Consider the following 22,683-nt stretch of genomic DNA (forward strand, 5'->3'; position numbering starts at 1 on the left):
CTCAATGCCGCAGTTGTCGCCAACATCAAACAGCCATTTTTTTTCACCATCAGGTTCAGTCACAGAAAGCCAAACAAGTCATCGTGATGCAGCTGTAGTTAAAGCGGGGTCCAGCTGCTGGATTCCTCTCAAAGAATCTACATTGGGCTTAAAGTACCCCCAGCTGAACGGCGCATCTGAAACACCCCATGGAGAATGGGGCTGTGATGGTGGCGCTGGCCTGTGCATGCTCAAGCCCGATGATTCGGGCAGGTGTTCGATCCTGCTTCTGAAAAATGCGCAGGGCACACACGATGAAGGGCTGTGGAGCGTCCCCGGGGGCGCCATAGAAAGAATTGCGCACACCAACAAACCCGAAGACCCATTGCACTGTGCACTGCGCGAAACTCTGGAGGAAGTTCATCGACTGCCCAGCGGCCAAGTGTGGACTAACCCGATTGTGCTGCGCAACGCGCACACTGGTTTTACTTATCGTCTATTCTTGTGCCTCTTGCCGACAAACAGTCAATGGAACCCGAGCATTCGTGCTGAACACAATGCCTATTCATGGCAAGCCCTTGAACAGGCTGCGCATACGTCCGAATTGCATCCGGGTGTTCGATGTGCGCTTGATCACATGGCGCAGCAGTGGGCCACGGCAATCCAGAACCAGCCCCTCTCATTTGCGGTCAATGCCACACCCAACACAAACCCGCTTTACATTACAGAGGCACAGTTTGCCTTGCGCAATCTCGAAACTCCTGTGTCGTCGTCCGTCGAAGCCAGCCTCGCGCAAGCCCTACCTTCTGAAACTCAGGCTTTAATTGAACATGCGGAAGCTCCGACCAGGGTTTGGTTAAGTCAACATCCAGATCAGCTTCCACCCGGATGGGATCAGGACACCATCGACAAGCTGCCGGTAAGTATCCCGGAAATAATCCGCATCGAGGATGAACATTCGAAAACCCATGTAGTGGCCTACCACGCATTTGCGGACAGTCTTTTGCCAGGGCACTGGACCGGCGAAGTGCTGATGAAAGCGCTTTGCGAACACGAAAGCGCAGGAATACGAGAAAACCTGAACCACTTAAGCTGGCACCGAAACCCGTTTGAAATCAACAAAAATCGAGGCCGCGACGTTCACAACCTGATGGAACACACCACCAACCACCCCTCCAGAGACAATGGCGATGTGGGGCGCTTTTCCTTGTTGTCCTGTAATCCAAGCCTGTTTCAGAATACGGATGTCGACGCCATGGAGAGCACCGCAGATTACTTGCACGACGCGATCAACGTGGCTCCACCCAATCTGAAGGAATGGATTTCTGGCATGTTGCATACCCGCTTCCCCGCCTGCGAAAACGCCCGCATCAACAAAGCCAGCGATGACATTCTCCACCTGTGTACCCAAGCGAGCAATGCCTTGCCAACCACAAAAAAAGCAAGCGTCCTGATGCAGGTTTTAATTCCACATGCACTGGTGAACAAGCTTGCTTACATATCAGCGAGCAACGGCATCCCCGATTCCGCCAATCCAGATACCCTGAACACCCTTGTAAAGCTGAAAACACCGCACACCAACCAAGAAGTGTCCAATGCCCGCAGTCTGCAAATTCGCCTGCTTGCATCCACCCTACAAGATCCCAAGGTCGCCCCTCATTTGAAGGTCAATTTGTTCAGCCGGTACACCTCGTCGCAACAAGGGGCAATTAAGTCCAGGATTAATGACATCATCCAGGGCTTGCACAGTGATTCATGAAGTACGTCCCAATCTGTGGATTGGTTCACTGCAGGGCGCCAGCGAAGCACTTCAAAAACCACACTCGTCATTTACTCATGCGGTCAGCTGCATCGAAATTTGCCCCAGGCTTCGGCAGGGAATTGTTCAGTTGCACATTCCAGTGAGCGACAACCCTGACGAGTCACTGCTTGCTCACTTCCAAACCGTGTGTGAATTTATCAACCAGGCACACCAAAAACAAGGCAAGGTAATCGTGCACTGCGAACAGGGAATCAGCAGATCAGCTGCCCTGATTGCAGCACACCTTATTCAGCACGAAGACATGAATGTCAAACAGGCCCTGCTTGCGGTTTACTCAGCCAAACCGGCCGCAAAGGTCAACCCATGGTTTGTTCGAGACCTGGTCGATTGGCACCAGCACCATGTGTTGAACAGTTAAGCAAGTCCGCTCATACTTCAGAGCGGACCAAACCCTTGGGCATTGGAAAGGCAATATTTTCTTCCACACCTTCCATGTTTCGAACCGACAAAGCACCCCATTCTTTCAGGCGCTTCACCACACCCTGCACAAGGTGCTCTGGCGCTGAAGCACCCGCCGTCAAGCCTATGTGTTTCACACCGTCGAACCAGTCTCGCTCCAGGCTGTCCGCATTTTCAATCAGCTTGGCCGGCACACCCAACTTCTCGGCCACTTCGCGCAAGCGATTGGAATTGGAGCTGCTTGGGCTGCCCACCACCAACACCAAATCAACCTGGCGCGCCATAAACTTGACAGCATCCTGGCGGTTTTGCGTGGCATAGCAAATGTCTGCTTTCTTCGGCTCGCGAATATCAGGAAATTTTGCTTTTAGCGCCGTGATTACCTTGGAAGCATCGTCCACGCTTAACGTGGTTTGGGTCACCAAAGCCAGTTGTGTACCCGCTGCAATATTCAGCTTGGCCACGTCCTCCTCGGTTTCCACCAGGTAAATGCCGTCTTTCACCTGTCCCATCGTGCCTTCCACCTCGGGGTGGCCTTCGTGACCAATCATGATGATCTCGCAACCCTGTGCGCGCATTTTGCTGACTTCTACATGCACTTTCGTAACCAGTGGGCATGTGGCATCAAACACTTTCAAACCCAGGCTTTCTGCTTGTGCGCGTACATCTTGCGACACACCATGGGCGGAAAACACAACTGTGGAGCCGGTGGGCACATCTTCCAGTTCATCAACAAATATTGCGCCCTTGCCGCGCAAATCTTCGACCACCGTTTTGTTGTGAACAATTTCATGCTTCACATAAATGGGTGAACCGAATTGCTGCAACGCGCGTTCCACAATTTCAATGGCGCGGTCTACACCAGCGCAAAAACCGCGTGGTTGGGCCAGGCTAATTTCCATACTCACCTCACAGCACCCCGATCAATTGCACTTCAAAGGTCAGTGCCTTGCCTGCCAAGGGGTGGTTAAAATCAAACAAAATATCGTCTTCACGCTCTTCCACCACGGTGCCAGCAAACTGACCACCATCGGGTGCAGGAAAATGCACAAATTCGCCTGGCTCAAACGTAGTGCCCTCTTCGGCGTATTTTGACAGCAACGCTTTGCTGACCGGTCGGTACAAATCGGGATTGATGTCACCATAACCGCTGCCTGCGGGCAAAGTGAATATGTCACGCTGCCCCGCCTGCATACCAAACAGGCAACGCTCCAAACCCTCAGCCAACTGGCCTGCGCCAATCGACAATGTGGCGGGCTTGTCCTCAAAGGTGGACACAATCACCTGCTGGCTGTCAGCCAAGCGAATGCGGTAATGCAGTGTCACGAATGAAGATTCGTTTACTACGGGCTTGGGTTGTACTGCATCAGTCATTTCAACATCCTGAATTCATTTCAAAAACGGCTCTATTCTACGCCTTTGGAAGCAGTCAGGCATCCAGAAGCGGGCGTGAATGGTTCGAGTCCGGCCTCACATTGTGGTAGTAACATGTAGGTGAACACGCGACATTTGCATTAAAAAACGTATTAAGGAGTTTGAAAGCCATGGCATTTAACACAGAGAATCACCCCGGAGTCAGCCCAACAGTGCCGAAGGCCACGCAAGGTTTCGTGCTGAATCACAGCATGTTGCGGGTGAAAGACCCTGCCGTCTCACTCGATTTTTACACCCGGGTGTTGGGTATGCGGGTGCTTCGGAAGCTGGACTTTGCCGAAATGAAGTTTTCGCTGTACTTCCTCGCTCGAGTCACCAAGACCGACGAAATACCCGAAGATGAAGGCACCCGCACCGCATGGACATTCAGCCAGACTGGCATTCTTGAATTAACCCACAACTGGGGCACTGAAAACGACCCGGATTTCAAATATCACGATGGCAATCAGCAGCCACAGGGATTTGGACACATTTGCTTCTCCGTACCCGATCTGGCGGCCGCTGTTCACTGGTTTGACGAAAATCAGGTTTCCTATGTGAAACGTCCCGAACAAGGCAAGATGAAAAACGTGGCCTTCATCAAAGATCCCGACGGCTACTGGATCGAAATTGTGCAGTCCTCGCTGTTAAACAAACTGGGAACTTGACCTGGTCGAAAGCCACTCAGTGGCTTTCAGGTTCAATTTTTCATGAGCATTCAAAGCTGGCCCAAACACGACCGCCCACGAGAGCGGCTGATCAAACAAGGGGCTCAGGCGCTTTCTGATGCCGAATTGCTTGCCATTTTCCTGCGCACAGGCCTCCCGGGAAAAAGCGCCGTGGATCTGGCCCGCGAAATGATCAGCCAGTTCGGTGGCCTGCAAAACCTGAACCGTGTTTCCCTGGCTGAATGGGTCCAAATTCGCGGCCTCGGCGAAGCAAAATACGCCCAACTGCGCGCCTGTCTTGAAATGGCCAAGCGATGTTTAAGCCATGAATTGCAGGAAACACCACACGGCATGCTTGCCTCTCCCGATCTGTTTGAACAGTTTGTGCGTGCACAAATCGGCTTAAGCGAAATTGAACATTTTCTGGTGATTGCCCTGGACAGCCAATTGAAAGTACTAGACCACAAAATACTTTCCAGCGGCACCGTGAACAAAACTGTGGTTTTTCCGCGTGAGGTGCTTAAATTTGCCATACAAACCAATGCACCCCGCATCATGATGGCGCACAATCACCCCAGCGACTGCTGCACCCCAAGCAGCGCGGACGACCGGCTAACCCGCGAGCTTTCATCGGCCTTGGCATTGGTTGACATTGAATTGGTAGACCATTTGGTGGTTGGCCCCAACTGTGGTTACTCCTACCGACTGCACAATCGCCCACCTTTTTAAGTTTTTCCGCAAAAAAGGCTGGGCAAAAGAATAGTAATTGGTTACAATCTTGGACTTCGCCGCAAATCCATGGCTTTTCAATTCATGCCGTGTGGTTTTGCAGATACACTAATTTGCTGAATTTTTTGGGGTCATCATGGCTCGCGTATGTCAAGTAACGGGTAAGCGCCCGATGGTTGGAAACAAAGTTTCCCATGCCAACAACAAAACAAAACGTCGTTTTCTGCCCAACTTGCAGTCACGCAAGTTCTGGGTTGAAAGCGAAAACCGCTGGGTTCGCCTGCGTCTAACTAATAACGCCCTGCGCACTATCGACAAAAACGGCATTGATGCTGTTTTGGCCGATCTTCGTGCACGTGGCGAAATCTAAGCAGGAGTAAATCATGGCTAAAGGTGGTCGCGAAAAAATCAAACTCGAATCTTCTGCTGGTACTGGTCACTTCTACACCACGACCAAGAACAAGCGCACGAAGCCCGAGAAAATTGAAATCATGAAATACGATCCAGTGGTTCGTAAGCATGTGTCATACAAAGAAACCAAGCTGAAGTAACTCAACCTACTTCGCTGTTTCTACAGAGACCCGCTACTGAAATTCAGAGCGGGTTTTTTGTTGGCCACTGCTTCGGCGAGGCTTAATAGTTGATGTAGAAGTGGCTTGGGTGATTTGCAGCAGCGTTGCATCATCCTGCCGATTCAAGATCAAGTCGCCCGGCTTGATTCGCAGCGAGGGGCGACCGCAGGTCGATGCGAAGACGCTTTGGCGTTTCGCATACACCGAGCCAGAATCAAAAGCGGGGAATTCGACTTGGATCTTGGCAGGATGGGTAGCGCTGCTGCAAATCACCACCTGCAAACTAAGCATAAAAAAAGCCGCTGATTCTCACCAGCGGCTTTCATCCATCAAACAACTTTCAAATTACGCCGCGTAGCGACGAATCCGAATCGACATGTCTTCCAGCCAGCGAATACCACTTTGCTCGGCACGCTCACACCAGGCTTGCAACTGAACCAGCATTTGTTCACGGCTCAAATTGGTTTTTTCCCAGATCTGCCGAAGCTCAGCACGCATTTCAACCAAAGTGTTGATCATCTTGGACTGGGCACACAATTGGGCCAGCTCGGCGCGCTGAACATCGCACAGCTTGCTTTCATCAATCGACAACAGCTTGGTGCCTTTGGCCAACACCTTGCGCTCTTGCGCGTTCGCAGCTTTCTGCCTCAGTGCAGCCACCTCAGAACGGAAAGCCTTGCGCATGGAACTGGCATAGCGAGCCATCACATCGTAACGGTGGTTCACAACCGCCTGGACTGTCACCAAGCTAAGCACTGGCTTGCTTTCCGACGAAAACTTGGGGGATTCAGCCACCTTTTTGACCTTGGCCAAACCAAGGAAGCTGAAAATCTTGATGTACATCCAGCCAATGTCAAATTCGTACCACTTGTTGCTCAATTTGGCAGAAGTGGCGTGGGTATGGTGGTTGTTGTGCAGCTCTTCGCCACCGATCAAGATGCCAAACGGAGAAATGTTGCGGCTTGCATCGGGGCAATCGAAGTTGCGGTAACCCCAATAGTGACCAATACCGTTAATCACGCCTGCGGCCAGTACCGGAATCCACAACATCTGGATCGCCCAAATGCTTACACCAGGGAAACCAAACAAAATAAAACTAAGAACCAGGGTAAAACCCACGCCTTGCCACGGAAAACGCTCGTATACCTGAAATTCCAGCCAGTCACTGGGGGTGCCATGGCTGTATTTGGCCAGGGTTTCCTTGTTTTTGGATTCCTCACGGTACAACTCGGCACCGCGCCAGAATACGGTTTTCAAGCCACGGGTTTGCGGGCTGTGGGGATCATCGGGGGTTTCGCACTTGGCATGGTGCTTGCGGTGAATGGCCGCCCATGCACGGGTGCTCATGCCGGTGGTCAACCACAACCATGCACGGAAGAAATGCGCCAGCGCTGGGTGCACTTCCAAAGCACGGTGAGCCTGGCAGCGGTGCAGGTACACGGTCACGGCCACAATGGTGATGTGGGTTACGATCAAGGTGTAAATCACCATCTGGCCGATACTTGCACCGGTGATACCCGAGGTCAAAAATTCAATCATATTCACTAACTCTCAACAGGTCGTATTTCAAAGGTTACGGCCATCTCAATTTGCTTCTGAAGGAGCCGTATCATATTTTCAGTGTACAAGTGTACTTTTAAAGCCGGAACACATTTGGAATTTATATTCAGTTCAGGCCTTGGAACGTTGTAACACTGCTGCAAAGAAGCCATCAGATTCACCATCTTCTGGCCACAATCGAAGCATGTCGTCAGTCGTGTTCGCCTTGACAGGCCGTTCTCCGGGGTTCAGCACTTCAGTCCAGCGGCGAAGCCGGAATTCCGGATGACTTTCCAGGAACGCATTGACAATGTCTTCGTTCTCGTCGCGAAGAACACTGCATGTGATGTAAACGAGCCGACCATCGGGCTTTACCAACTTGGCTGCATGCTCGATGATGGATTTTTGCTTCGCGGTCAATTCTGACAGACTCTGCAAGTTCTGTCTAAATTTAAGATCCGGGTTACGCCGTAAGGTTCCCATGCCGCTGCAAGGTACATCGGTCACGACCCGGTCAGCCTTGCCGAAATACTTGTTCAGGCGTGGATCGGCTTCATCGTTAATTACCATCGTGTAGAAGTTGCTCAACCCTGAACGGGCCGCACGGGGCTTGAACTTCACCAGGCGTTTTTCCGAAGTATCCAGCGCCACAATGCGGCCTGTGTTCTTCATCTGCGCGCCAATGGCCAGGGTTTTGCCGCCAGCACCTGCACAAAAATCGATTACAAGGTCACCCCGGCGCGGGGCCACAAGGCGGCTAACCCACTGACTGCCTGCGTCTTGTACTTCAAAGTAACCTTCCTGAAACACTTCAGTTTTTCCCACGATTGGTTTGCCCACGGCGCGCAAACCCTCGGGCAGGCCTTCAATCGGGTTCACTTGAATACCCATATTGGTGAGCGCGGTCAACAAATCTACCGTACTGGCTTTCACTGTGTTCACACGCAAGTCCAGCGGCGCGGCACTCAGCACGGCCTGAGAAAAAGACTCCGCGCGATCTTGCCCAAATTGCTCAGCCAGTTTGGTGTAAAACCACTCAGGCAAACAGGTACGCGCCTCAACACCCAGGTCATCGGCTGAAATATTAATAACCCGGCTTAACCATTCATTGTCAGCCTGCTTGCCTGCAGACCAAATTTGCTCGGGCGCACCCGACCACAACAAAGCCAGCTTGGCTTGGCGAACCACAGAGGGGCCTTCGCCCGACTGCGCCAAGTGGTTGATTCGATAACGATAACGCAACCAGCAATACACAGCCTCGGCCACCATAGGGCGGTCGCGACCACCCAACTCGGGATGGTCTTTAAAAAACCGGGAAATGGCAGCATCTGCGGGGCCTTCAAACTGGGCCAGAAGATCAATCAACTGCGCAACCGTGCTCACCAGGCCATAGCGAGACTGGGCGCCTTGCCGCTCCACTTTGCTATCGCGCCGTGTGCTGGGTTTGCGAAATGGGGTTTTTTTTGTAGACCCGACCATATTGAATGTCCTGTTTTATTGAATTGCGTGAACCAGGGCAGTGGCCAAAGTGCCTTCCAGCTTCCCGTTCACCATTTTAATTTGCCCGCCAGCCAATGCCGCCAGTGCACGGGGATATATTTGATGCTCCAATTCCAACACACGCACAGCTAGTGTTTCTGGGGTATCACCGGGCAACACCTGCAACAAGGCCTGATCCAGAATCGGGCCATGGTCTAGTTCTGGCGTCACCAGGTGAACAGTGACACCGTGCACCCGCACCCCGGCATCCAGCGCCTGCTGGTGGGTTTTCAAACCCGGAAAAGCGGGCAACAGAGATGGGTGAATATTCACCAAGCGCCCCAAATACCGGTTCACAAAACCCTCGGTGAGCACGCGCATAAAACCAGCCAGCACAACCCAGTCGGGCTGATATTGATCGATCAGGCTAGCCAAGGCTTCGTCAAAGGCCTCGCGGCTTTCATATTCAGTGTGGTCAAGAATTGCAGTATCGAGCCCTGCCGACTGCGCCAAGGCCAATCCAGCCGCGGCTGGGCGGTTGGAAATGACTGCACGAATTTGGTAGGCCCCGGTCTGTTTGGCATGATCGATCAGGGCATTCAAATTTGAACCCCGCCCCGAGATCAAAATGACGACGGAAGGTGTGGAATTTTGCATGGCGCGAGTTTATCACTGTGCGGGCGAAAAAGCCCTATTTTTCACCATTCAGGCCTTATAATAACCGGTTGTTTTGCAACCACTAAAGAGCCGACACACTCGGTATGAAAATCATTCGCCGCCCCCGGCCACACACATTTGCCAAGGGCACTGCGCTCACCATTGGAAACTTCGACGGCGTTCACTCTGGCCATGCCGAGTTGTTCCGCCGTGTCGTGTCTGCGGCACACGCGCAAGGTTTGGTACCCACTGTGGTTACGCTGCACCCACACCCGAAAGAATTTTTCAATCCTGATTTCAAGCTCGACCGAATTTCCACGCTTCGCGACCGAATTATTGAAATGAAGCGCTGCGGCATTGAGCAAGTGTGTATTCTGCCCTTCAACCGGCGCATGGCAAGCCTTGCCCCCGAAGCTTTGTGCAGGAAGTGTTGCTAAACCAATTGAATGCCAAGCAGGTGTGGGTAGGCGATGATTTCCGCTTTGGTGCCAAGCGCGCCGGCGATTTCGCGTTGCTGAGGGGTCTCGGGGAATCAAGCGGCTTCGAAGTGAACGACCTTGCCGAGGTTCAGACAGACGGTAGCCGGGTATCGAGTTCGAATATTCGGGAAGCCCTGAAAGCTGGCGATGTTGCAAAAGCCACCCACATGTTGGGGCATCCGCTGGTGTACTCCGGGCACATTGTGCATGGCAAAAAGCTGGGCCGTACCCTGGGCTTCCCCACCATGAACTTGCGCATTGCCGGGCGGGCCAGCGCACTCACTGGTATTTTGGCGGTGTGGGTGCATGGGCTGGAGCCCCAGCCACTTCCTGCAGTCGCCAGCATGGGTGTGCGCCCCACCGTTGAACAATCCGATCAAATTTTGCTTGAAACATTCATTCCAGACTGGCAAGGCAATGCTTACGGCAAGCTGCTGCGCATCGAGGTGTTGGCGCACATTCGCCCAGAACAACACTTTGATTCGCTCGATACGATGGTTGAGCAAATGCACAAAGACACGGCAAAAGCCATGGCAATGCTTGATGCCAACCAACCCAAGATTTCAAATACAGGCTGTTAACCCAACATGGATTACAAGAACACACTGAACCTGCCAGACACGCCCTTCCCAATGCGCGGCAACCTGCCGCAACGGGAACCGAACTGGGTTGAACAATGGTGCAAGGAAGACTTGTACAAGGCGATTCGCCAGTTCAAGGCAGGCAAGCCAAAATTTGTGCTGCACGACGGCCCACCCTATGCCAATGGTGACATTCACATTGGCCATGCGGTCAACAAAATCCTGAAAGACATCATCGTGAAATGCCGTTGCCTGGCCGGCTATGATGCCCGTTACGTACCCGGCTGGGATTGCCATGGCATGCCCATTGAAATCCAGATCGAAAAAACAATCGGCAAGGGAAAGCCAACCCTGGAAGTCCAGGAAAAAAGCCGTGCGTACGCCGCCGAGCAAATTGAACGACAGAAAAAAGACTTTATTCGACTGGGTGTGCTGGCCGACTGGGACAACCCCTACAAAACCATGAACTTTGGCAACGAAGCAGACGAGCTTCGCGCCTTGGGTAAAATCATGGAAAAGGGTTATGTGTTCCGCGGCTTGAAGCCAGTGAACTGGTGCTTCGATTGCGGATCAGCCTTGGCCGAAGCCGAGGTGGAGTACAAGGACAAACAAGACATTGCCGTGGATGTGGGCTTTGCTTTCAACGAAGCCAACCTCGAGCAACTGGCCACCGCCTTCAATGTGCCCTTGCCCACACTGCAAGCCAAGCCAGGTCAGCTGGTCATTTGGACCACCACCCCATGGACCCTGCCTGCCAACCAGGCGCTGAACATGCACCCTGAATTGGTGTACAGCCTGGTGGATGTGGGCAGCAAGTTTTTGCTGCTGGCCCAGGAACGCGTGAAACCCTGCCTTGAAAGCTATGAGCTACAGGGTTCAGAAGTGGCCACCGCCAAGGGTGCCGCGCTGGAAGGCATTTCATTCAGACACCCTTTCTATGAGCGCTTCAGCCCTGTTTACCTGGCTGAGTATGTGAGCACCGACACGGGTACAGGCATTGTGCACTGCTCGCCAGCCTACGGCGTAGACGACTTTTTGACCAGCAAAGCCTATGGCTTAAAAGACGCTGACATCATCAACCCGGTAACGGGCAATGGTGTGTATGCCGACTCCCTTCCATTTTTTGGTGGCCTGCACATCTGGAAAGCCAACCCGCTCATTGTTGAAAAAATGATCGAAGTGGGTTCGCTCATCAAACAAGTGAAATTTGGCCACAGCTACATGCACTGCTGGCGCCACAAAACCCCGATCATCTACCGTGCCACTTCACAGTGGTTCGCGGGCATGGATGTAAAACCCAACGATGGCAGCGCAAGCCTGCGCGAAAAGGCCTTGGCTGGTGTTGAAGCCACCGAGTTTTTCCCGGCTTGGGGCAAGGCGCGATTGCACGCCATGATCGCCAATCGCCCAGACTGGACCCTGTCGCGTCAACGCCAATGGGGTGTGCCCATGGCATTTCTGGTTCACCGCGAAACTGGCGAACTGCACCCACGCACTCCTGAACTGACTGAGACCATCGCGCAGCTGATCGAAAAGAAAGGCATTGAAGCTTGGCAGCACGTATCGGTTGAAGAATTGATTGGCAATGAAGCCAAAGACTACGTAAAAAACCCCGACACGCTCGATGTTTGGTTCGACTCTGGCACCACGCACGAAACAGTGCTGCGCGGCAGCCATGCCGATGAAAGCCATTTCCCAGCCGACTTGTACCTCGAGGGCTCTGACCAGCATCGGGGATGGTTCCATTCTTCATTGCTCACCAGTTGCATGATCAACGGTGTGCCGCCCTACAAAGCCCTGCTCACCCATGGTTTTGTAGTGGACGGTCAGGGCCGCAAAATGAGCAAGTCGGTCGGCAACGTGATTGCGCCTCAACAGGTGTCCGACAAAATGGGCGCCGAAATTCTGCGCCTTTGGGTGGCCAGCACCGACTATTCCGGCGAACTCACCATTTCCGATGAAATCCTGAAGCGTGTGGTCGAAAGCTATCGCCGCATTCGCAACACCCTGCGCTTTTTGCTGGCCAATATTTCTGATTTCGACTTTGCCACCGAAGCGGTTCCCGCCGAGGAACTGGCTGAAGTAGACCAGTACGCACTTACCCTGCTGGGCAAGCTGCAAAGCGAGTGCGAAATGCATTACATGAAGTACGAGTTCCACCCGATTGTCAGCAAGCTGCAAATTTTCTGCTCCGAAGACTTGGGTGCCTTCTATCTGGATGTACTGAAAGACCGCTTGTACACCACTGGCGAGAATTCGCAGGCACGTCGCAGTGCGCAAACCACGCTCTACCACATCACACATGCCCTGCTTCGCCTCATGGCACCAGTTCTCAGCTTTACTGCTGAAGAGGCCCGTGAGGTGATGGGCAATGTTGAGCCTTCCATTTTCTGCAATGAATTCTACAAGGTGCCACAGGTAGCTGACGCAGATACGTTGGGCAGAAAGTGGGCCGAGTTGCTCGCGCTGCGCGCGCGCGTGGTGAAGGAACTGGAAAACCTGCGAACGGACGGCAAAATTGGTTCATCCCTGCAAGGCACAGCCACACTGCATTTGCCAGGCGACTTGTACAAGGCCGCAGCAAGTTTGGGCGATGATCTGAAATTTCTGTTCATTGTTTCCAATATTGAAATAGCCCCAGCGGCCGAGGAGAAAATTGAAGTGGGTATTGCAGAAGGTGAAAAGTGCGAACGTTGTTGGCATGTGCGCTCCGACACAGGCGCAAACCCCGAACACCCAGGTATTTGTGGCCGCTGTGTAAGCAATCTGTTTGGTCAAGGCGAGGTGCGTGATCATGTCTAAACCCATGCCGAGAAAACCAGCCTCAACCACCAAACCAGTCAATGCAACCGGCGCGTTGAGGGCACCCAAAAAATCCATCCTCCCCTGGATCGGTTTTTCCCTGCTACTTATCCTGGTTGATCAAATCAGCAAACTGTGGGTTCAATCACGCCTTGATCTGGGTGCGGTGGTTGAAATCACCCCTTTCTTCAACCTGGTGTACGTGCTCAACCCGGGTGCTGCATTCAGCTTCCTCGCCGATCAGGCGGGTTGGCAAAAACATTTTCTTTCCGCGGTAGCGGTCATTGCGTCCATTGTCATTCTGTTCATGATGCGTTCCTCCAGCCACCGCAAATTCGCGATGTTCTGCCTGGCCTGTATTTTGGGTGGTGCGATCGGCAATTTGATTGACCGTGTTGCTCACGGCGCAGTCATCGACTTTCTCGATTTTTATGTGGGAAATTATCACTGGCCGGCATTCAATGTGGCCGACATTGCAATTACCATGGGAGCAGTCGGTCTAATCATCGACGAACTGTTCTTCAACAAAGAACACAAAGCCGCCAAACCTGCAAAAAGCGAATAAGGTTTATTGCCCATGCGCCCAGTCGAATTGCCACCGCTTCCTGGTTTGAACCAACTGCGTGTAGTGTTGGGCGTGTGCGGCGGCATTGCCGCGTACAAATCGGCCGAGCTGGTGCGCCTGTTAATGAAACAGGGCTGCTCGGTGCAAGTGGTCATGACTGAATCGGCCACACAATTCATTGCACCGCTCACCTTCCAAGCCCTTTCGGGCAAGGCTGTGCATGTGTCGCAATGGCCAGCTGGGCACAGTGACAAAAATATTGACCGCGGCATGCCTCACATCGACATCAGCCGCAATGCCGATTTTTTGTTGATTGCCCCTTGCACGGCCAATTCAATGGCGAAATACGCACACGGGTTCGCTGACAATTTGCTTGATAACCTTGTATTGGCCCGCAATTGTCCCATGGCGATTGCCCCGGCCATGAATGTGGAAATGTGGAACAATCCGGCCACCCAGCGCAATGTCAATCAACTCAAAAACGATGGCGTGCATGTGTTTGGCCCTGCTGCTGGCGAACAGGCCTGCGGTGAGGTGGGCAGTGGCCGCATGCTGGAACCCTTTGAGATCGTATTGGAACTGGCACGGGCAGTGAATCACAAACCTCTGGCTGGTAAAAAAGTGTTGTTGACGGCCGGGCCAACCTTTGAAGCCATTGACCCGGTGCGCGGCATCACGAATCGATCCAGCGGAAAAATGGGCTACGCCTTGGCACAAGCAGCATGGTTAATGGGTGCCGACGTGAGTTTGGTGAGTGGCCCTACCGCTTTGCCAACACCGTACGGTGTGCGCATGGTGAGTGTTCAATCTGCCAGGCAAATGCATGCTGCAGTATTCGGTCAAATCGAAAAACAAGACCTGTTCATTGGTGTCGCCGCTGTGGCCGATTACGGGATCAAGAACCCGAGCGCGCAAAAACAAAAAAAACAGAATGAACAGCCGCCAGGCTTGCACATGGAATTCGAACTGAACCCGGATATTCTTGCAGATGTCGGCGAATTTGCCAGCGATCAGAAAAAATCACTGACTGTAGTCGGTTTTGCTGCCGAAACAGAAAATCTGGATGAATACGCAAACCGCAAACTGGACAGCAAGAAAGCGCATTTCATTGTTGGCAACCTGGCGCAACAAGCATTGGGCTCCGACCAAACCGAGTTAACCATTTACAGTAAAAAACTGCCCCCTGAATACCTGGCCTCTTTGGACAAACTGCAAGCTGCACGGGCAGTTTGTCTTTCATTTCCAAACACTCCTGAAAACACAAATACCCCCATGAAAATTCAAGTTGAACTGAAAGTACTCGACCCGCGCATGCAAGAGCAATTGCCTGCCTATGGCACACCGGGCAGTGCAGGCATCGACCTGCGCGCTTGCCTGACTGAGCCACTGACTTTGCAACCTGGCCAGGCTGAACTGGTGCCAACCGGTCTTTCCATGTATATCGGCGACCCCAATTACTGTGCAACAATTTTGCCCCGTTCAGGCTTGGGTCACAAAAAAGGCTTGGTACTTGGCAATTTGGTGGGTTTAATCGATTCCGACTACCAGGGCCCGCTGATGGTCTCGGCCTGGAACCGCAGCCAAGTGCCAGTGACCATTGAACCCATGGAGCGCATCGCTCAACTGGTCATCTTGCCGGTGGCACACGCCGACTTCAAGGTGGTCAGCGATTTCACCCCCAGCGAACGCGGTGAAGGCGGATTCGGAAGCACCGGGACACGCTAGAGAAAACCAAGCGAAAGGAACCACCCCAAGCAGATTTGCCACTGAGTGTCATTGTGAATCATCAGGAAAACAATGGACTCAGGGGGCAACGGGCCAGCCACAACGACAGGACGTACATGGTTGGTTCACGCAATCCGGCAGCTGCGTCCCTGTTCTGAAAAAACCATTCGGTATTTTTGGTTGGCACTCTGCGTCATTCTGGCGGCAGTGGCTGTATTCAATTACGGCAAAGCACATCAAATTCAAGGTGACCTGGCCAAGAGACGGCTACTTGAAGTGTCCCTGCAAGACCTGATCGTACAAAGCACTGCCCTGCATCACCTGGGCAATCAGCATGCTTATGAAACCAAACTTGGTCTGGAAACGCGTGGCTACAGCTCACCCCAGGAGTTACTCAATCAACTGGCTGCGAGATTGGCTGTCATCGAAACGATCAACACCCACAGCGGGCTGACTGAATCGGCTGCAAGCCTTCGAGAACACCTGATCGCGATGGACCAGCAACTTGAAAAATTCGGAAAACCCGACCCTCAACGCATCGAGTTTTGGTTGATCGAGCTTGGGATATTCAACACCACCTTGAAGAAACATGCACAATCGGCCGATGAAAAGGTTAATGCATTGCAACGCAACAACCTGATACTCACATTGATTGTCTTGGTTCACTCGGTAAGTTTTGTCAGCCTCACTCTGTGGCGACAATCAAACTTGCGAAAGCGCTTCGCAGTTGAACTGCTTCACCTGAGCAATCAGGCTCGCAGCGATCCACTCACTGGTTTGCTCAATCGCCGGGGCTGGCAAGACCTGAGCAGCGCCTATCTGCGAAAAATGCAAAGAGAAAATCAGCGTCAAGGCAGTGTGGCAATTATCGACATTGACTACTTCAAACAATACAACGACACCTATGGTCACGAGGCCGGGGATATGCGACTTCGGGAGTTTGCCGAAACGCTTCGAACCAACTTCAGGCCTGGTGATCTGATCGCACGTGTCGGGGGCGAAGAGTTTGCAGTGCTTCTACCGAACTGCACCGCCGACGACACCCAAAGAATCGTGGACAGAATTCGGCTGAACGGCAATTGCAAAGTTGGGTTTTCGGCAGGAATTTGCGACATCACCCACGCTGACAGCATTGACCGCACCATGGCGCAAGCTGACCACGCGCTTTACCAAGCCAAGAACAAAGGTAGAAACCGCAGTTGCCTGGGCCAAGTGAGTGGTTAATCTGGCAAGCAAGGCCTAGTCCAAAAACAAAACGCCTGAGTAACCACAAGGGATACTCAGGCGAGTGAACTTACAGGCACGACAGTGGGCTTTTTTACCCCGCTCGTGATATGGCGTAACTTTTAGTCAACCGCCACCTCAGTGCCGCTCTCCGACTCTTGACCCGATGAACCTTCATCAAAAGTCAGTGACACCTGGTCATTTTCCAAATCATGGTCCACAGTCACCTTGCCGCCGTTCAGCAATTTGCCAAACAGCAACTCATCGGCCAAGGCCTTGCGGATGGTGTCTTGAATCAAGCGCTGCATTGGGCGAGCACCCATCAATGGATCAAAACCTTTCTTGGCCAAGTGCTTGCGCAATTCGTCTGTGAACACCGCATCCACTTTCTTCTGGTGCAGCTGTTCTTCCAGCTCCATCAAGAACTTGTCGACCACGCGAAGAATGATTTCTTCATCCAGCGCACGGAAGGAAATGACAGAATCCAGACGGTTGCGGAACTCGGGGCTGAACATGCGCTTGATGTCTTCCATCTCATCGCCCTGCACCTTGGATTCCATGAAGCCGATACCGCGCTTGGTCAGGGCTTCTGCACCCGCGTTGGTGGTCATGATGATGATCACATTGCGGAAGTCAGCCTTGCGACCGTTGTTGTCGGTCAAAGTACCGTTGTCCATGACCTGAAGCAAAATATTGAACACATCGGGGTGCGCTTTCTCGATTTCGTCGAGCAACAACACGCAATGTGGCTTCTTGGTAATGGCCTCGGTCAACAAGCCGCCTTGGTCAAAGCCAACGTAACCTGGGGGCGCACCAATCAAACGAGAAACCGCGTGGCGTTCCATGTATTCCGACATGTCGAAACGCAGCATTTCAATGCCGAGAATAAAGGCCAGCTGTTTGGCCACCTCGGTTTTACCCACACCCGTGGGGCCGCTGAACAAGAACGAACCAATCGGCTTGTCGGCCTTGCCCAAACCAGCACGCGACATTTTGATGGCGTTTGCCAAAGCCTCAATGGCGGGGTCTTGCCCAAACACAGTGGCTTTCAAATCGCGATCGAGCGTTGCCAGCTTGTTGCGGTCATCGGTATTAACCGACTGTGGCGGAATACGGGCAATTTTCGAGACAATGTCTTCTATATCACCTTTGGTAATTGTTTTGCGCTGTTTGCTTTTTGGCAAAATACGCTGAGCCGCACCGGCTTCATCAATCACGTCAATGGCCTTGTCTGGCAAATGACGATCATTGATAAACTTGGCCGACAACTCAGCGGCTGCCGAAATGGCCGCGCTGGAGTACTTCACGCCATGGTGGTCTTCAAACCTGCTCTTCAAACCGCGCAAAATTTCAATGGTCTGTTCCACGGTGGGTTCAGACACATCGATTTTCTGGAAGCGGCGTGAAAGCGCGTGGTCTTTCTCGAAAATGCCACGGTACTCGGTAAAGGTAGTTGCGCCAATGCACTTCAGCTGCCCTGACGACAAGGCAGGTTTCAGCAAATTGGACGCATCCAGCGTGCCGCCAGAAGCGGAGCCTGCGCCAATCAAGGTGTGGATTTCATCAATGAACAACACGGAATCCGGGTTGGCCTTCAGCTGTTTCAACACCGCTTTCAAACGCTGTTCGAAATCGCCACGGTATTTGGTACCCGCCAGCAACGCGCCCATGTCCAGTGAATGCACCTGCGCTGTTGCCAAAATTTCCGGCACGTCACCCTGCACAATTCGCCAAGCCAAGCCCTCGGCAATCGCGGTTTTACCCACACCAGCCTCACCCACCAAGAGCGGGTTGTTTTTGCGACGGCGGCACAGCACCTGAATAACACGCTCCACTTCCTGCTCACGGCCGATCAGCGGATCAATTTTCCCTTCCTTGGCCAATGCATTCAAATTCTGGGTGTACTGGTCAAGCGGCGACTGCTTGTCACCCACGTTTTGGGTGGCCTCGGCTTCCTGCTCCTGATTCTCGTTCTGGGAATTCTCGGGCTTCGGCGCGGGCGCCTGCGGCGTTTTGGTAATGCCGTGTGAAATGTAATTCACCACATCCAGACGGGTAATACCCTGCTGATGAAGGTAATACACCGCATGGGAGTCTTTCTCACCAAAAATCGCAACCAGCACATTCGCGCCAGTCACCTCTTTCTTGCCATTCGATGTGCTTTGAACATGCATGATGGCGCGCTGAATAACCCGCTGGAAACCCAGCGTGGGCTGCGTGTCCACTTCATCCTGACCGGACACCACAGGGGTGTTGTCCTTGATGAAATTTTGCAGGTTCTTTCGAATTTCTTCGACATCGCATGAGCATGAACGTAGCACCTCAGCCGCTGAAGGATTGTCCAGCAAGGCCAATAGCAGGTGCTCTACCGTGATGAATTCATGCTTTTGCTGACGTGCGTCAACAAATGCCATGTGCAAACTTACTTCCAACTCTTGCGCAATCATGTTTCCTCCATCACGCACTGCAGCGGGTGTTGATGCTGCTTTGCGAAACCGCATACCATTTCGACTTTTGTCGAGGCGATGTCTTTGGGATATACCCCACAGACCCCTTTGCCCTCTCGATGCACTTTCAGCATGATTTGGGTGGCCTGTTCCCTTCCCTTTCCAAAAAACTTCTGCAAAACAATCACGACGAACTCCATGGGGGTGTAGTCATCGTTCAAGAGCACGACCTGATACATCGGGGGCAGCTTCGCTTTTTGCGCCTGCGATTCCAGTACTGTTGATGGATTGTTTTGCGAACTCATAACTTCATTGTAATCACTTCTAAGGGGCACGCAACAAGGATTAGAGAGCAATACACTGCCTTTATTCAAGGCTAGAAATTTTTCCTGAAAATTCAATCAGGAACATCTCAAAAATTATGCAAACCCACTCTCAAATTTGCAATCGATAACCCACAAGGTCAATCACCCGAAAAGCCTGAATTAACCAGATGTAGACAACACCTGTCTATTACAAGGGGTAAACCCTTAAAAAATGTATCTATTGTATGGTTGACCCCAGCCCAAACAGGTCAAAGAATAGAAGGCAAGCTGGTTCAGACTGGCGAGTTGTCGGAAAGTTCGTGCGTTCCGATCGAAGTATTGTTTTTTGAAGGAGGTTTCGCGATGGCGACCGGCACCGTAAAATGGTTCAATGATGCAAAGGGTTTTGGTTTTATTACTCCAGATCAAGGGAGCGATGAACTTTTCGCCCATTTTTCAGCAATCCAGGCATCTGGATTCCGCACACTGAAAGAAGGTCAGAAAGTGACTTTTGAAGTGGTGGATGGACCAAAAGGTAAGCAGGCTCAGAACATCTCTGTGATGGACGCAACCAGCGCCGCCTGACAAGTAAAATAATCAAACCACCGATTAAGAAGAAAGCCGGCCCCAAGCCGGCTTTTTTCTTGCCCATAAAAAAGCCCCATCTCTATGGGGCTTTTTTATTTACAGCAGAAGCAGGCTTGTTACATGTGGTCGATCATGACTTGACCGAAACCTGAACAGCTTACCTGTGTGGCACCGTCCATCAAGCGCGCAAAATCATAGGTTACTTTCTTGGACGTGATGGATTTTTCCATTGAGGAGATGATCAAGTCAGCAGCCTCGATCCAGCCCATGTGGCGCAGCATCATTTCCGCAGACAGAATCTGTGAACCCGGGTTCACATAGTCTTTGCCTGCATACTTGGGCGCTGTGCCGTGGGTGGCTTCAAACATGGCAATTGAATCGGACAAATTCGCACCGGGGGCAATGCCAATACCACCGACCTGGGCGGCCAGGGCATCCGAAATATAGTCGCCATTCAAGTTCATGGTGGCGATCACGCTGTATTCAGCTGGGCGCAGCAGAATTTGCTGCAAGAAGGCATCGGCGATCACATCTTTGATCAAGATGTCACCATGCGCAGCCTTGATTTTCATCCAGGGGCCGCCGTCCAGCAGTTCGGCGCCGAATTCGTTCTTGGCCAAAGCGTACGACCAAGCCGCAAAAGCGCCTTCGGTGTACTTCATGATGTTGCCCTTGTGCACAATCGTCACCGAAGGCTTTTTATTGTCGATGGCGTACTGAACGGCCTTGCGGAACAGGCGCTCTGTGCCTTCTTTAGAAATTGGCTTGATTCCAATGCCTGAAGTTTCGGGGAAACGAATCTTGCTCACACCCATTTCTTCACGCAGAAACTTGATCAGCTTTTTGGCTTTGTCGGTTTCCGCCTCGTATTCAATACCGGCATAAATGTCTTCCGAGTTCTCGCGGAAAATCACCATGTCGGTTTTGTGGGGCTCTTTTACCGGGCTGGGCACGCCGGCAAAGTAGCGCACTGGGCGAAGGCACACATACAAATCAAGCTGCTGACGCAAAGCCACGTTAATGGAACGAATACCGCCACCTACGGGTGTGGTCAATGGGCCTTTGACAGACACCACATATTCTTTCAACACTTCCAGGGTTTCTTCTGGCAGCCACACATCGGGGCCGTACACCTTGGTGGACTTTTCGCCCGCGTAAATTTCCATCCAGCTGATTTTGCGCTTGCCACCGTATGCTTTGGCCACAGCAGCGTCGACCACGTCGATCATCACTGGTGTAATGTCAAAACCAGTGCCATCGCCTTCGATGTATGGAATGATGGGTTGATCGGGTACGTTCAACGAGTAATCACTATTGACCGTGATTTTTTCGCCGACTGATGGGACTTTAATGTGTTGGTACATGGTCTCTCCGCTGCTTCTCTGGTGTGTTAGAGGGAACACTCTAGTGTATCCCTTCACTACGAAAATCACAATTATTTCGCAATATGAAATTGCATTCCTTATTGCGCCAAGCCGTATAATACCGCCATCTTCTTTCAGATCTCTGACAGGAACCAGATTTCATGCACTTTGATCACATCAACAAATACTGCACTACTTTCAGGCTGACTTTGGTGACAGCTGCGCTGGGCTTGGCTGCCTGCATAAGCAATGCTGCAGGGCCGGCGCAATCCCAATTGCCAACACTTCAAATGCGCGTGGGCCAACATGATGTGAAAGCAGAGTTGGCCAACACCGATCTAAGCCGTCAAATCGGGCTAATGAACCGAAAGGAGTTGGACAAGAATTCAGGAATGCTGTTTGTGTTCAAACGCAGTGAAACACAATGTATGTGGATGAAAAACACCCTGATTGATCTGGATGTGGCCTTTGCAGACGCCAACGGCAAAATTCTGAATATTGAACAGATGAAAGCAGGTACGACTGACATTCACTGCTCTAGCGGCAACGCCAAACTTGCGCTGGAAATGAACCATGGCTGGTTTTCAACGCGCGGTCTTGATACAGGTGAAAAACTGCATGTTCCAGAGCAGGTCCTGGAAACCAGGGAATAGACCGCAAAAACAAACCCCTCCTTGCGCTGTGAGCACAAGGAGGGGCTGGCGTGTTGAACAGGATTTCGGGGGATTAACCTTCGAAATTCTTCGATGCAAATTCCCAGTTCGCCAGGTTCCAGAAGGTTTCAATGTACTTGGGGCGAGCGTTGCGGTAATCGATATAGTAGGCGTGTTCCCACAGGTCGCAGGTCAACAAAGGCTTGTCCTGAGTGGTCAAGGGTGTGGCTGCGTTGCTCGTGTTAACGATGTCCACTGAACCGTCGGCTTTTTTCACAAGCCATGTCCAGCTGGAACCAAAGTTACCAATCGCGCTTTTGGTAAAGGCTTCCTTGAACGCATCAAAGCTGCCAAATTTGGCATTGATGGCGTCGGCCAACTTGCCAGTGGGTGCACCACCACCATTGGGTGACAGGCAGTGCCAGTAGAACGTGTGGTTCCAGATCTGTGCCGCGTTGTTGAATACACCACCGGTTGACTTCTTGACGATGTCTTCCAGGCTGGAGCTTTCAAACTCGGTGCCTTTTACCAGATTGTTCAGGTTGGTCACATAAGCAGCGTGGTGCTTGCCGTAGTGGTACTCCAGTGTTTCTTTGGAAATATGGGGAGCCAGCGCGTCCATCGCGTAGGGCAATTCGGGCAGTGTATGTTGCATATCAGTATCCTCTCTCACTTCAATCAATACGAAAACTT

22 protein-coding genes and 1 pseudogene are annotated in these 22,683 nt (G+C 52.1%); 13 read left to right on the top strand and 10 right to left on the bottom strand.

Going from position 1 to position 22,683, the window contains the following annotated elements:
- Positions 1-142: 142 nt before the first annotated feature.
- Together BSZ31_RS16015 and BSZ31_RS16020 are read left to right on the top strand one after the other, a co-directional pair.
- Entirely contained in the window at positions 143-1,738 is a 1,596-nt protein-coding gene (locus tag BSZ31_RS16015) for an NUDIX domain-containing protein (RefSeq protein ID WP_168427022.1), read from the top strand.
- Positions 1,728-2,159 (top strand): dual specificity protein phosphatase, encoded by a 432-nt coding sequence (locus tag BSZ31_RS16020; protein WP_168427023.1) that lies wholly within the window; start codon positions 1,728-1,730, stop codon positions 2,157-2,159. Before BSZ31_RS16015 ends, BSZ31_RS16020 begins: the two co-directional genes overlap by 11 nt.
- A 10-nt stretch (positions 2,160-2,169) precedes the next feature.
- On the opposite strand, the gene ispH is transcribed toward BSZ31_RS16020, so the two are convergent.
- Both ispH and BSZ31_RS16030 read right to left on the bottom strand, forming a co-directional pair.
- Complete coding sequence (ispH, locus tag BSZ31_RS16025; RefSeq protein ID WP_105029589.1) at positions 2,170-3,102, bottom strand: 4-hydroxy-3-methylbut-2-enyl diphosphate reductase; 933 nt, start codon at positions 3,100-3,102, stop codon at positions 2,170-2,172.
- Between the two features lie 7 nt (positions 3,103-3,109).
- On the bottom strand, positions 3,110-3,574 hold the full coding sequence (locus BSZ31_RS16030) for a peptidylprolyl isomerase (RefSeq protein WP_105029590.1): 465 nt from the start codon (positions 3,572-3,574) through the stop codon (positions 3,110-3,112).
- 170 nt (positions 3,575-3,744) lie between these two features.
- On the opposite strand from BSZ31_RS16030, the gene gloA reads away from it, so the two are divergent.
- The 4 genes from gloA to rpmG all read left to right on the top strand — a co-directional run bounded on the left by gloA (position 3,745) and on the right by rpmG (position 5,561).
- Positions 3,745-4,281 carry a lactoylglutathione lyase gene (gloA, locus tag BSZ31_RS16035; RefSeq protein WP_105029591.1) on the top strand — a complete coding sequence of 179 codons (537 nt, stop codon included), beginning with the start codon at positions 3,745-3,747 and terminating at the stop codon, positions 4,279-4,281.
- A gap of 42 nt (positions 4,282-4,323) precedes the next feature.
- Positions 4,324-5,010: a DNA repair protein RadC gene (gene radC, locus BSZ31_RS16040; RefSeq protein ID WP_105029592.1), complete on the top strand. Its 687-nt coding sequence runs from the start codon at positions 4,324-4,326 to the stop codon at positions 5,008-5,010.
- 136 nt (positions 5,011-5,146) lie between these two features.
- Complete coding sequence (gene rpmB / locus BSZ31_RS16045; protein WP_008253404.1) at positions 5,147-5,380, top strand: 50S ribosomal protein L28; 234 nt, start codon at positions 5,147-5,149, stop codon at positions 5,378-5,380.
- Between the two features lie 13 nt (positions 5,381-5,393).
- Positions 5,394-5,561, top strand: a complete 168-nt coding sequence (gene rpmG, locus BSZ31_RS16050) for a 50S ribosomal protein L33 (RefSeq protein WP_008253405.1) — start codon at positions 5,394-5,396, stop codon at positions 5,559-5,561.
- A gap of 33 nt (positions 5,562-5,594) precedes the next feature.
- On the opposite strand, the gene BSZ31_RS16055 is transcribed toward rpmG, so the two are convergent.
- The 4 genes from BSZ31_RS16055 to purN all read right to left on the bottom strand — a co-directional run bounded on the left by BSZ31_RS16055 (position 5,595) and on the right by purN (position 9,257).
- Positions 5,595-5,873 (bottom strand): hypothetical protein, encoded by a 279-nt coding sequence (locus tag BSZ31_RS16055; RefSeq protein ID WP_105029593.1) that lies wholly within the window; start codon positions 5,871-5,873, stop codon positions 5,595-5,597.
- Between the two features lie 54 nt (positions 5,874-5,927).
- Positions 5,928-7,121 (bottom strand): fatty acid desaturase, encoded by a 1,194-nt coding sequence (locus tag BSZ31_RS16060; protein ID WP_105029594.1) that lies wholly within the window; start codon positions 7,119-7,121, stop codon positions 5,928-5,930.
- 132 nt (positions 7,122-7,253) lie between these two features.
- A complete protein-coding gene (locus tag BSZ31_RS16065; RefSeq protein WP_105029595.1) occupies positions 7,254-8,600 on the bottom strand; it encodes an RsmB/NOP family class I SAM-dependent RNA methyltransferase in 1,347 nt (448 codons plus the stop codon).
- 15 nt (positions 8,601-8,615) lie between these two features.
- Entirely contained in the window at positions 8,616-9,257 is a 642-nt protein-coding gene (gene purN, locus BSZ31_RS16070; RefSeq protein ID WP_105029596.1) for a phosphoribosylglycinamide formyltransferase, read from the bottom strand.
- A 104-nt stretch (positions 9,258-9,361) separates the two neighbouring features.
- Between purN and BSZ31_RS16075 the strand changes: the two are divergent.
- From BSZ31_RS16075 to BSZ31_RS16095, 5 genes and pseudogenes are all read left to right on the top strand, one after another.
- A pseudogene (locus BSZ31_RS16075) lies at positions 9,362-10,317 on the top strand (bifunctional riboflavin kinase/FAD synthetase).
- 6 nt (positions 10,318-10,323) lie between these two features.
- Positions 10,324-13,119, top strand: coding sequence for an isoleucine--tRNA ligase (gene ileS, locus BSZ31_RS16080; protein ID WP_105029597.1), 2,796 nt, complete (start codon positions 10,324-10,326; stop codon positions 13,117-13,119).
- Positions 13,112-13,684, top strand: a complete 573-nt coding sequence (gene lspA, locus BSZ31_RS16085; protein ID WP_240605739.1) for a signal peptidase II — start codon at positions 13,112-13,114, stop codon at positions 13,682-13,684. The genes ileS and lspA overlap by 8 nt, the downstream gene beginning before the upstream one ends.
- Positions 13,685-13,696: 12 nt before the next feature.
- Positions 13,697-15,409: a bifunctional phosphopantothenoylcysteine decarboxylase/phosphopantothenate--cysteine ligase CoaBC gene (gene coaBC, locus BSZ31_RS16090; RefSeq protein ID WP_105029598.1), complete on the top strand. Its 1,713-nt coding sequence runs from the start codon at positions 13,697-13,699 to the stop codon at positions 15,407-15,409.
- Between the two features lie 120 nt (positions 15,410-15,529).
- Complete coding sequence (locus BSZ31_RS16095; protein ID WP_168427024.1) at positions 15,530-16,633, top strand: diguanylate cyclase; 1,104 nt, start codon at positions 15,530-15,532, stop codon at positions 16,631-16,633.
- A gap of 122 nt (positions 16,634-16,755) precedes the next feature.
- On the opposite strand, the gene clpA is transcribed toward BSZ31_RS16095, so the two are convergent.
- Positions 16,756-19,134: an ATP-dependent Clp protease ATP-binding subunit ClpA gene (clpA, locus tag BSZ31_RS16100; protein ID WP_369907276.1), complete on the bottom strand. Its 2,379-nt coding sequence runs from the start codon at positions 19,132-19,134 to the stop codon at positions 16,756-16,758.
- On the bottom strand, positions 19,077-19,385 hold the full coding sequence (clpS, locus tag BSZ31_RS16105; RefSeq protein WP_105029601.1) for an ATP-dependent Clp protease adapter ClpS: 309 nt from the start codon (positions 19,383-19,385) through the stop codon (positions 19,077-19,079). The genes clpA and clpS overlap by 58 nt, the downstream gene beginning before the upstream one ends.
- Before the next feature lie 363 nt (positions 19,386-19,748).
- Here clpS and BSZ31_RS16110 point away from each other — a divergent pair, with 363 nt between their 5' ends.
- Positions 19,749-19,970: a cold-shock protein gene (locus BSZ31_RS16110; protein WP_008252332.1), complete on the top strand. Its 222-nt coding sequence runs from the start codon at positions 19,749-19,751 to the stop codon at positions 19,968-19,970.
- Positions 19,971-20,089: 119 nt separating this feature from the next.
- Here BSZ31_RS16110 and icd read toward each other — a convergent pair whose 3' ends face one another.
- Positions 20,090-21,337, bottom strand: a complete 1,248-nt coding sequence (gene icd / locus BSZ31_RS16115) for an NADP-dependent isocitrate dehydrogenase (protein ID WP_105029602.1) — start codon at positions 21,335-21,337, stop codon at positions 20,090-20,092.
- 161 nt (positions 21,338-21,498) lie between these two features.
- Between icd and BSZ31_RS16120 the strand changes: the two genes are divergently transcribed.
- The gene (locus BSZ31_RS16120) at positions 21,499-21,990 is read left to right on the top strand and encodes a DUF192 domain-containing protein (protein WP_105029603.1); all 492 of its coding nucleotides are present in this window, start codon (positions 21,499-21,501) and stop codon (positions 21,988-21,990) included.
- A gap of 73 nt (positions 21,991-22,063) precedes the next feature.
- Here the strand turns inward: BSZ31_RS16120 and sodB are convergent, their stop codons facing one another.
- The gene (gene sodB / locus BSZ31_RS16125; protein ID WP_105029921.1) at positions 22,064-22,645 is read right to left on the bottom strand and encodes a superoxide dismutase [Fe]; all 582 of its coding nucleotides are present in this window, start codon (positions 22,643-22,645) and stop codon (positions 22,064-22,066) included.
- Between the last annotated feature and the right edge of the window lie 38 nt (positions 22,646-22,683).

The organism is Limnobacter sp. SAORIC-690, from assembly GCF_002954425.1.
Lineage (GTDB): Bacteria > Pseudomonadota > Gammaproteobacteria > Burkholderiales > Burkholderiaceae_B > Limnobacter > Limnobacter profundi.

Bases quoted from the DNA above. Each gene is read 5' to 3' on its own strand.
- BSZ31_RS16055 (WP_105029593.1), bottom strand. From the start codon at position 5,873: ATGCTTAGTTTGCAGGTGGTGATTTGCAGCAGCGCTACCCATCCTGCC.
- BSZ31_RS16060 (WP_105029594.1), bottom strand. From the start codon at position 7,121: ATGATTGAATTTTTGACCTCGGGTATCACCGGTGCAAGTATCGGCCAG.
- coaBC (WP_105029598.1), top strand. From the start codon at position 13,697: ATGCGCCCAGTCGAATTGCCACCGCTTCCTGGTTTGAACCAACTGCGT.
- clpS (WP_105029601.1), bottom strand. From the start codon at position 19,385: ATGAGTTCGCAAAACAATCCATCAACAGTACTGGAATCGCAGGCGCAA.
- lspA (WP_240605739.1), top strand. From the start codon at position 13,112: ATGTCTAAACCCATGCCGAGAAAACCAGCCTCAACCACCAAACCAGTC.
- icd (WP_105029602.1), bottom strand. From the start codon at position 21,337: ATGTACCAACACATTAAAGTCCCATCAGTCGGCGAAAAAATCACGGTC.
- BSZ31_RS16120 (WP_105029603.1), top strand. From the start codon at position 21,499: ATGCACTTTGATCACATCAACAAATACTGCACTACTTTCAGGCTGACT.
- ileS (WP_105029597.1), top strand. From the start codon at position 10,324: ATGGATTACAAGAACACACTGAACCTGCCAGACACGCCCTTCCCAATG.
- radC (WP_105029592.1), top strand. From the start codon at position 4,324: ATGAGCATTCAAAGCTGGCCCAAACACGACCGCCCACGAGAGCGGCTG.
- clpA (WP_369907276.1), bottom strand. From the start codon at position 19,134: ATGCGGTTTCGCAAAGCAGCATCAACACCCGCTGCAGTGCGTGATGGA.
- purN (WP_105029596.1), bottom strand. From the start codon at position 9,257: ATGCAAAATTCCACACCTTCCGTCGTCATTTTGATCTCGGGGCGGGGT.
- BSZ31_RS16065 (WP_105029595.1), bottom strand. From the start codon at position 8,600: ATGGTCGGGTCTACAAAAAAAACCCCATTTCGCAAACCCAGCACACGG.
- gloA (WP_105029591.1), top strand. From the start codon at position 3,745: ATGGCATTTAACACAGAGAATCACCCCGGAGTCAGCCCAACAGTGCCG.
- ispH (WP_105029589.1), bottom strand. From the start codon at position 3,102: ATGGAAATTAGCCTGGCCCAACCACGCGGTTTTTGCGCTGGTGTAGAC.
- rpmB (WP_008253404.1), top strand. From the start codon at position 5,147: ATGGCTCGCGTATGTCAAGTAACGGGTAAGCGCCCGATGGTTGGAAAC.
- BSZ31_RS16110 (WP_008252332.1), top strand. From the start codon at position 19,749: ATGGCGACCGGCACCGTAAAATGGTTCAATGATGCAAAGGGTTTTGGT.
- rpmG (WP_008253405.1), top strand. From the start codon at position 5,394: ATGGCTAAAGGTGGTCGCGAAAAAATCAAACTCGAATCTTCTGCTGGT.
- BSZ31_RS16030 (WP_105029590.1), bottom strand. From the start codon at position 3,574: ATGACTGATGCAGTACAACCCAAGCCCGTAGTAAACGAATCTTCATTC.
- sodB (WP_105029921.1), bottom strand. From the start codon at position 22,645: ATGCAACATACACTGCCCGAATTGCCCTACGCGATGGACGCGCTGGCT.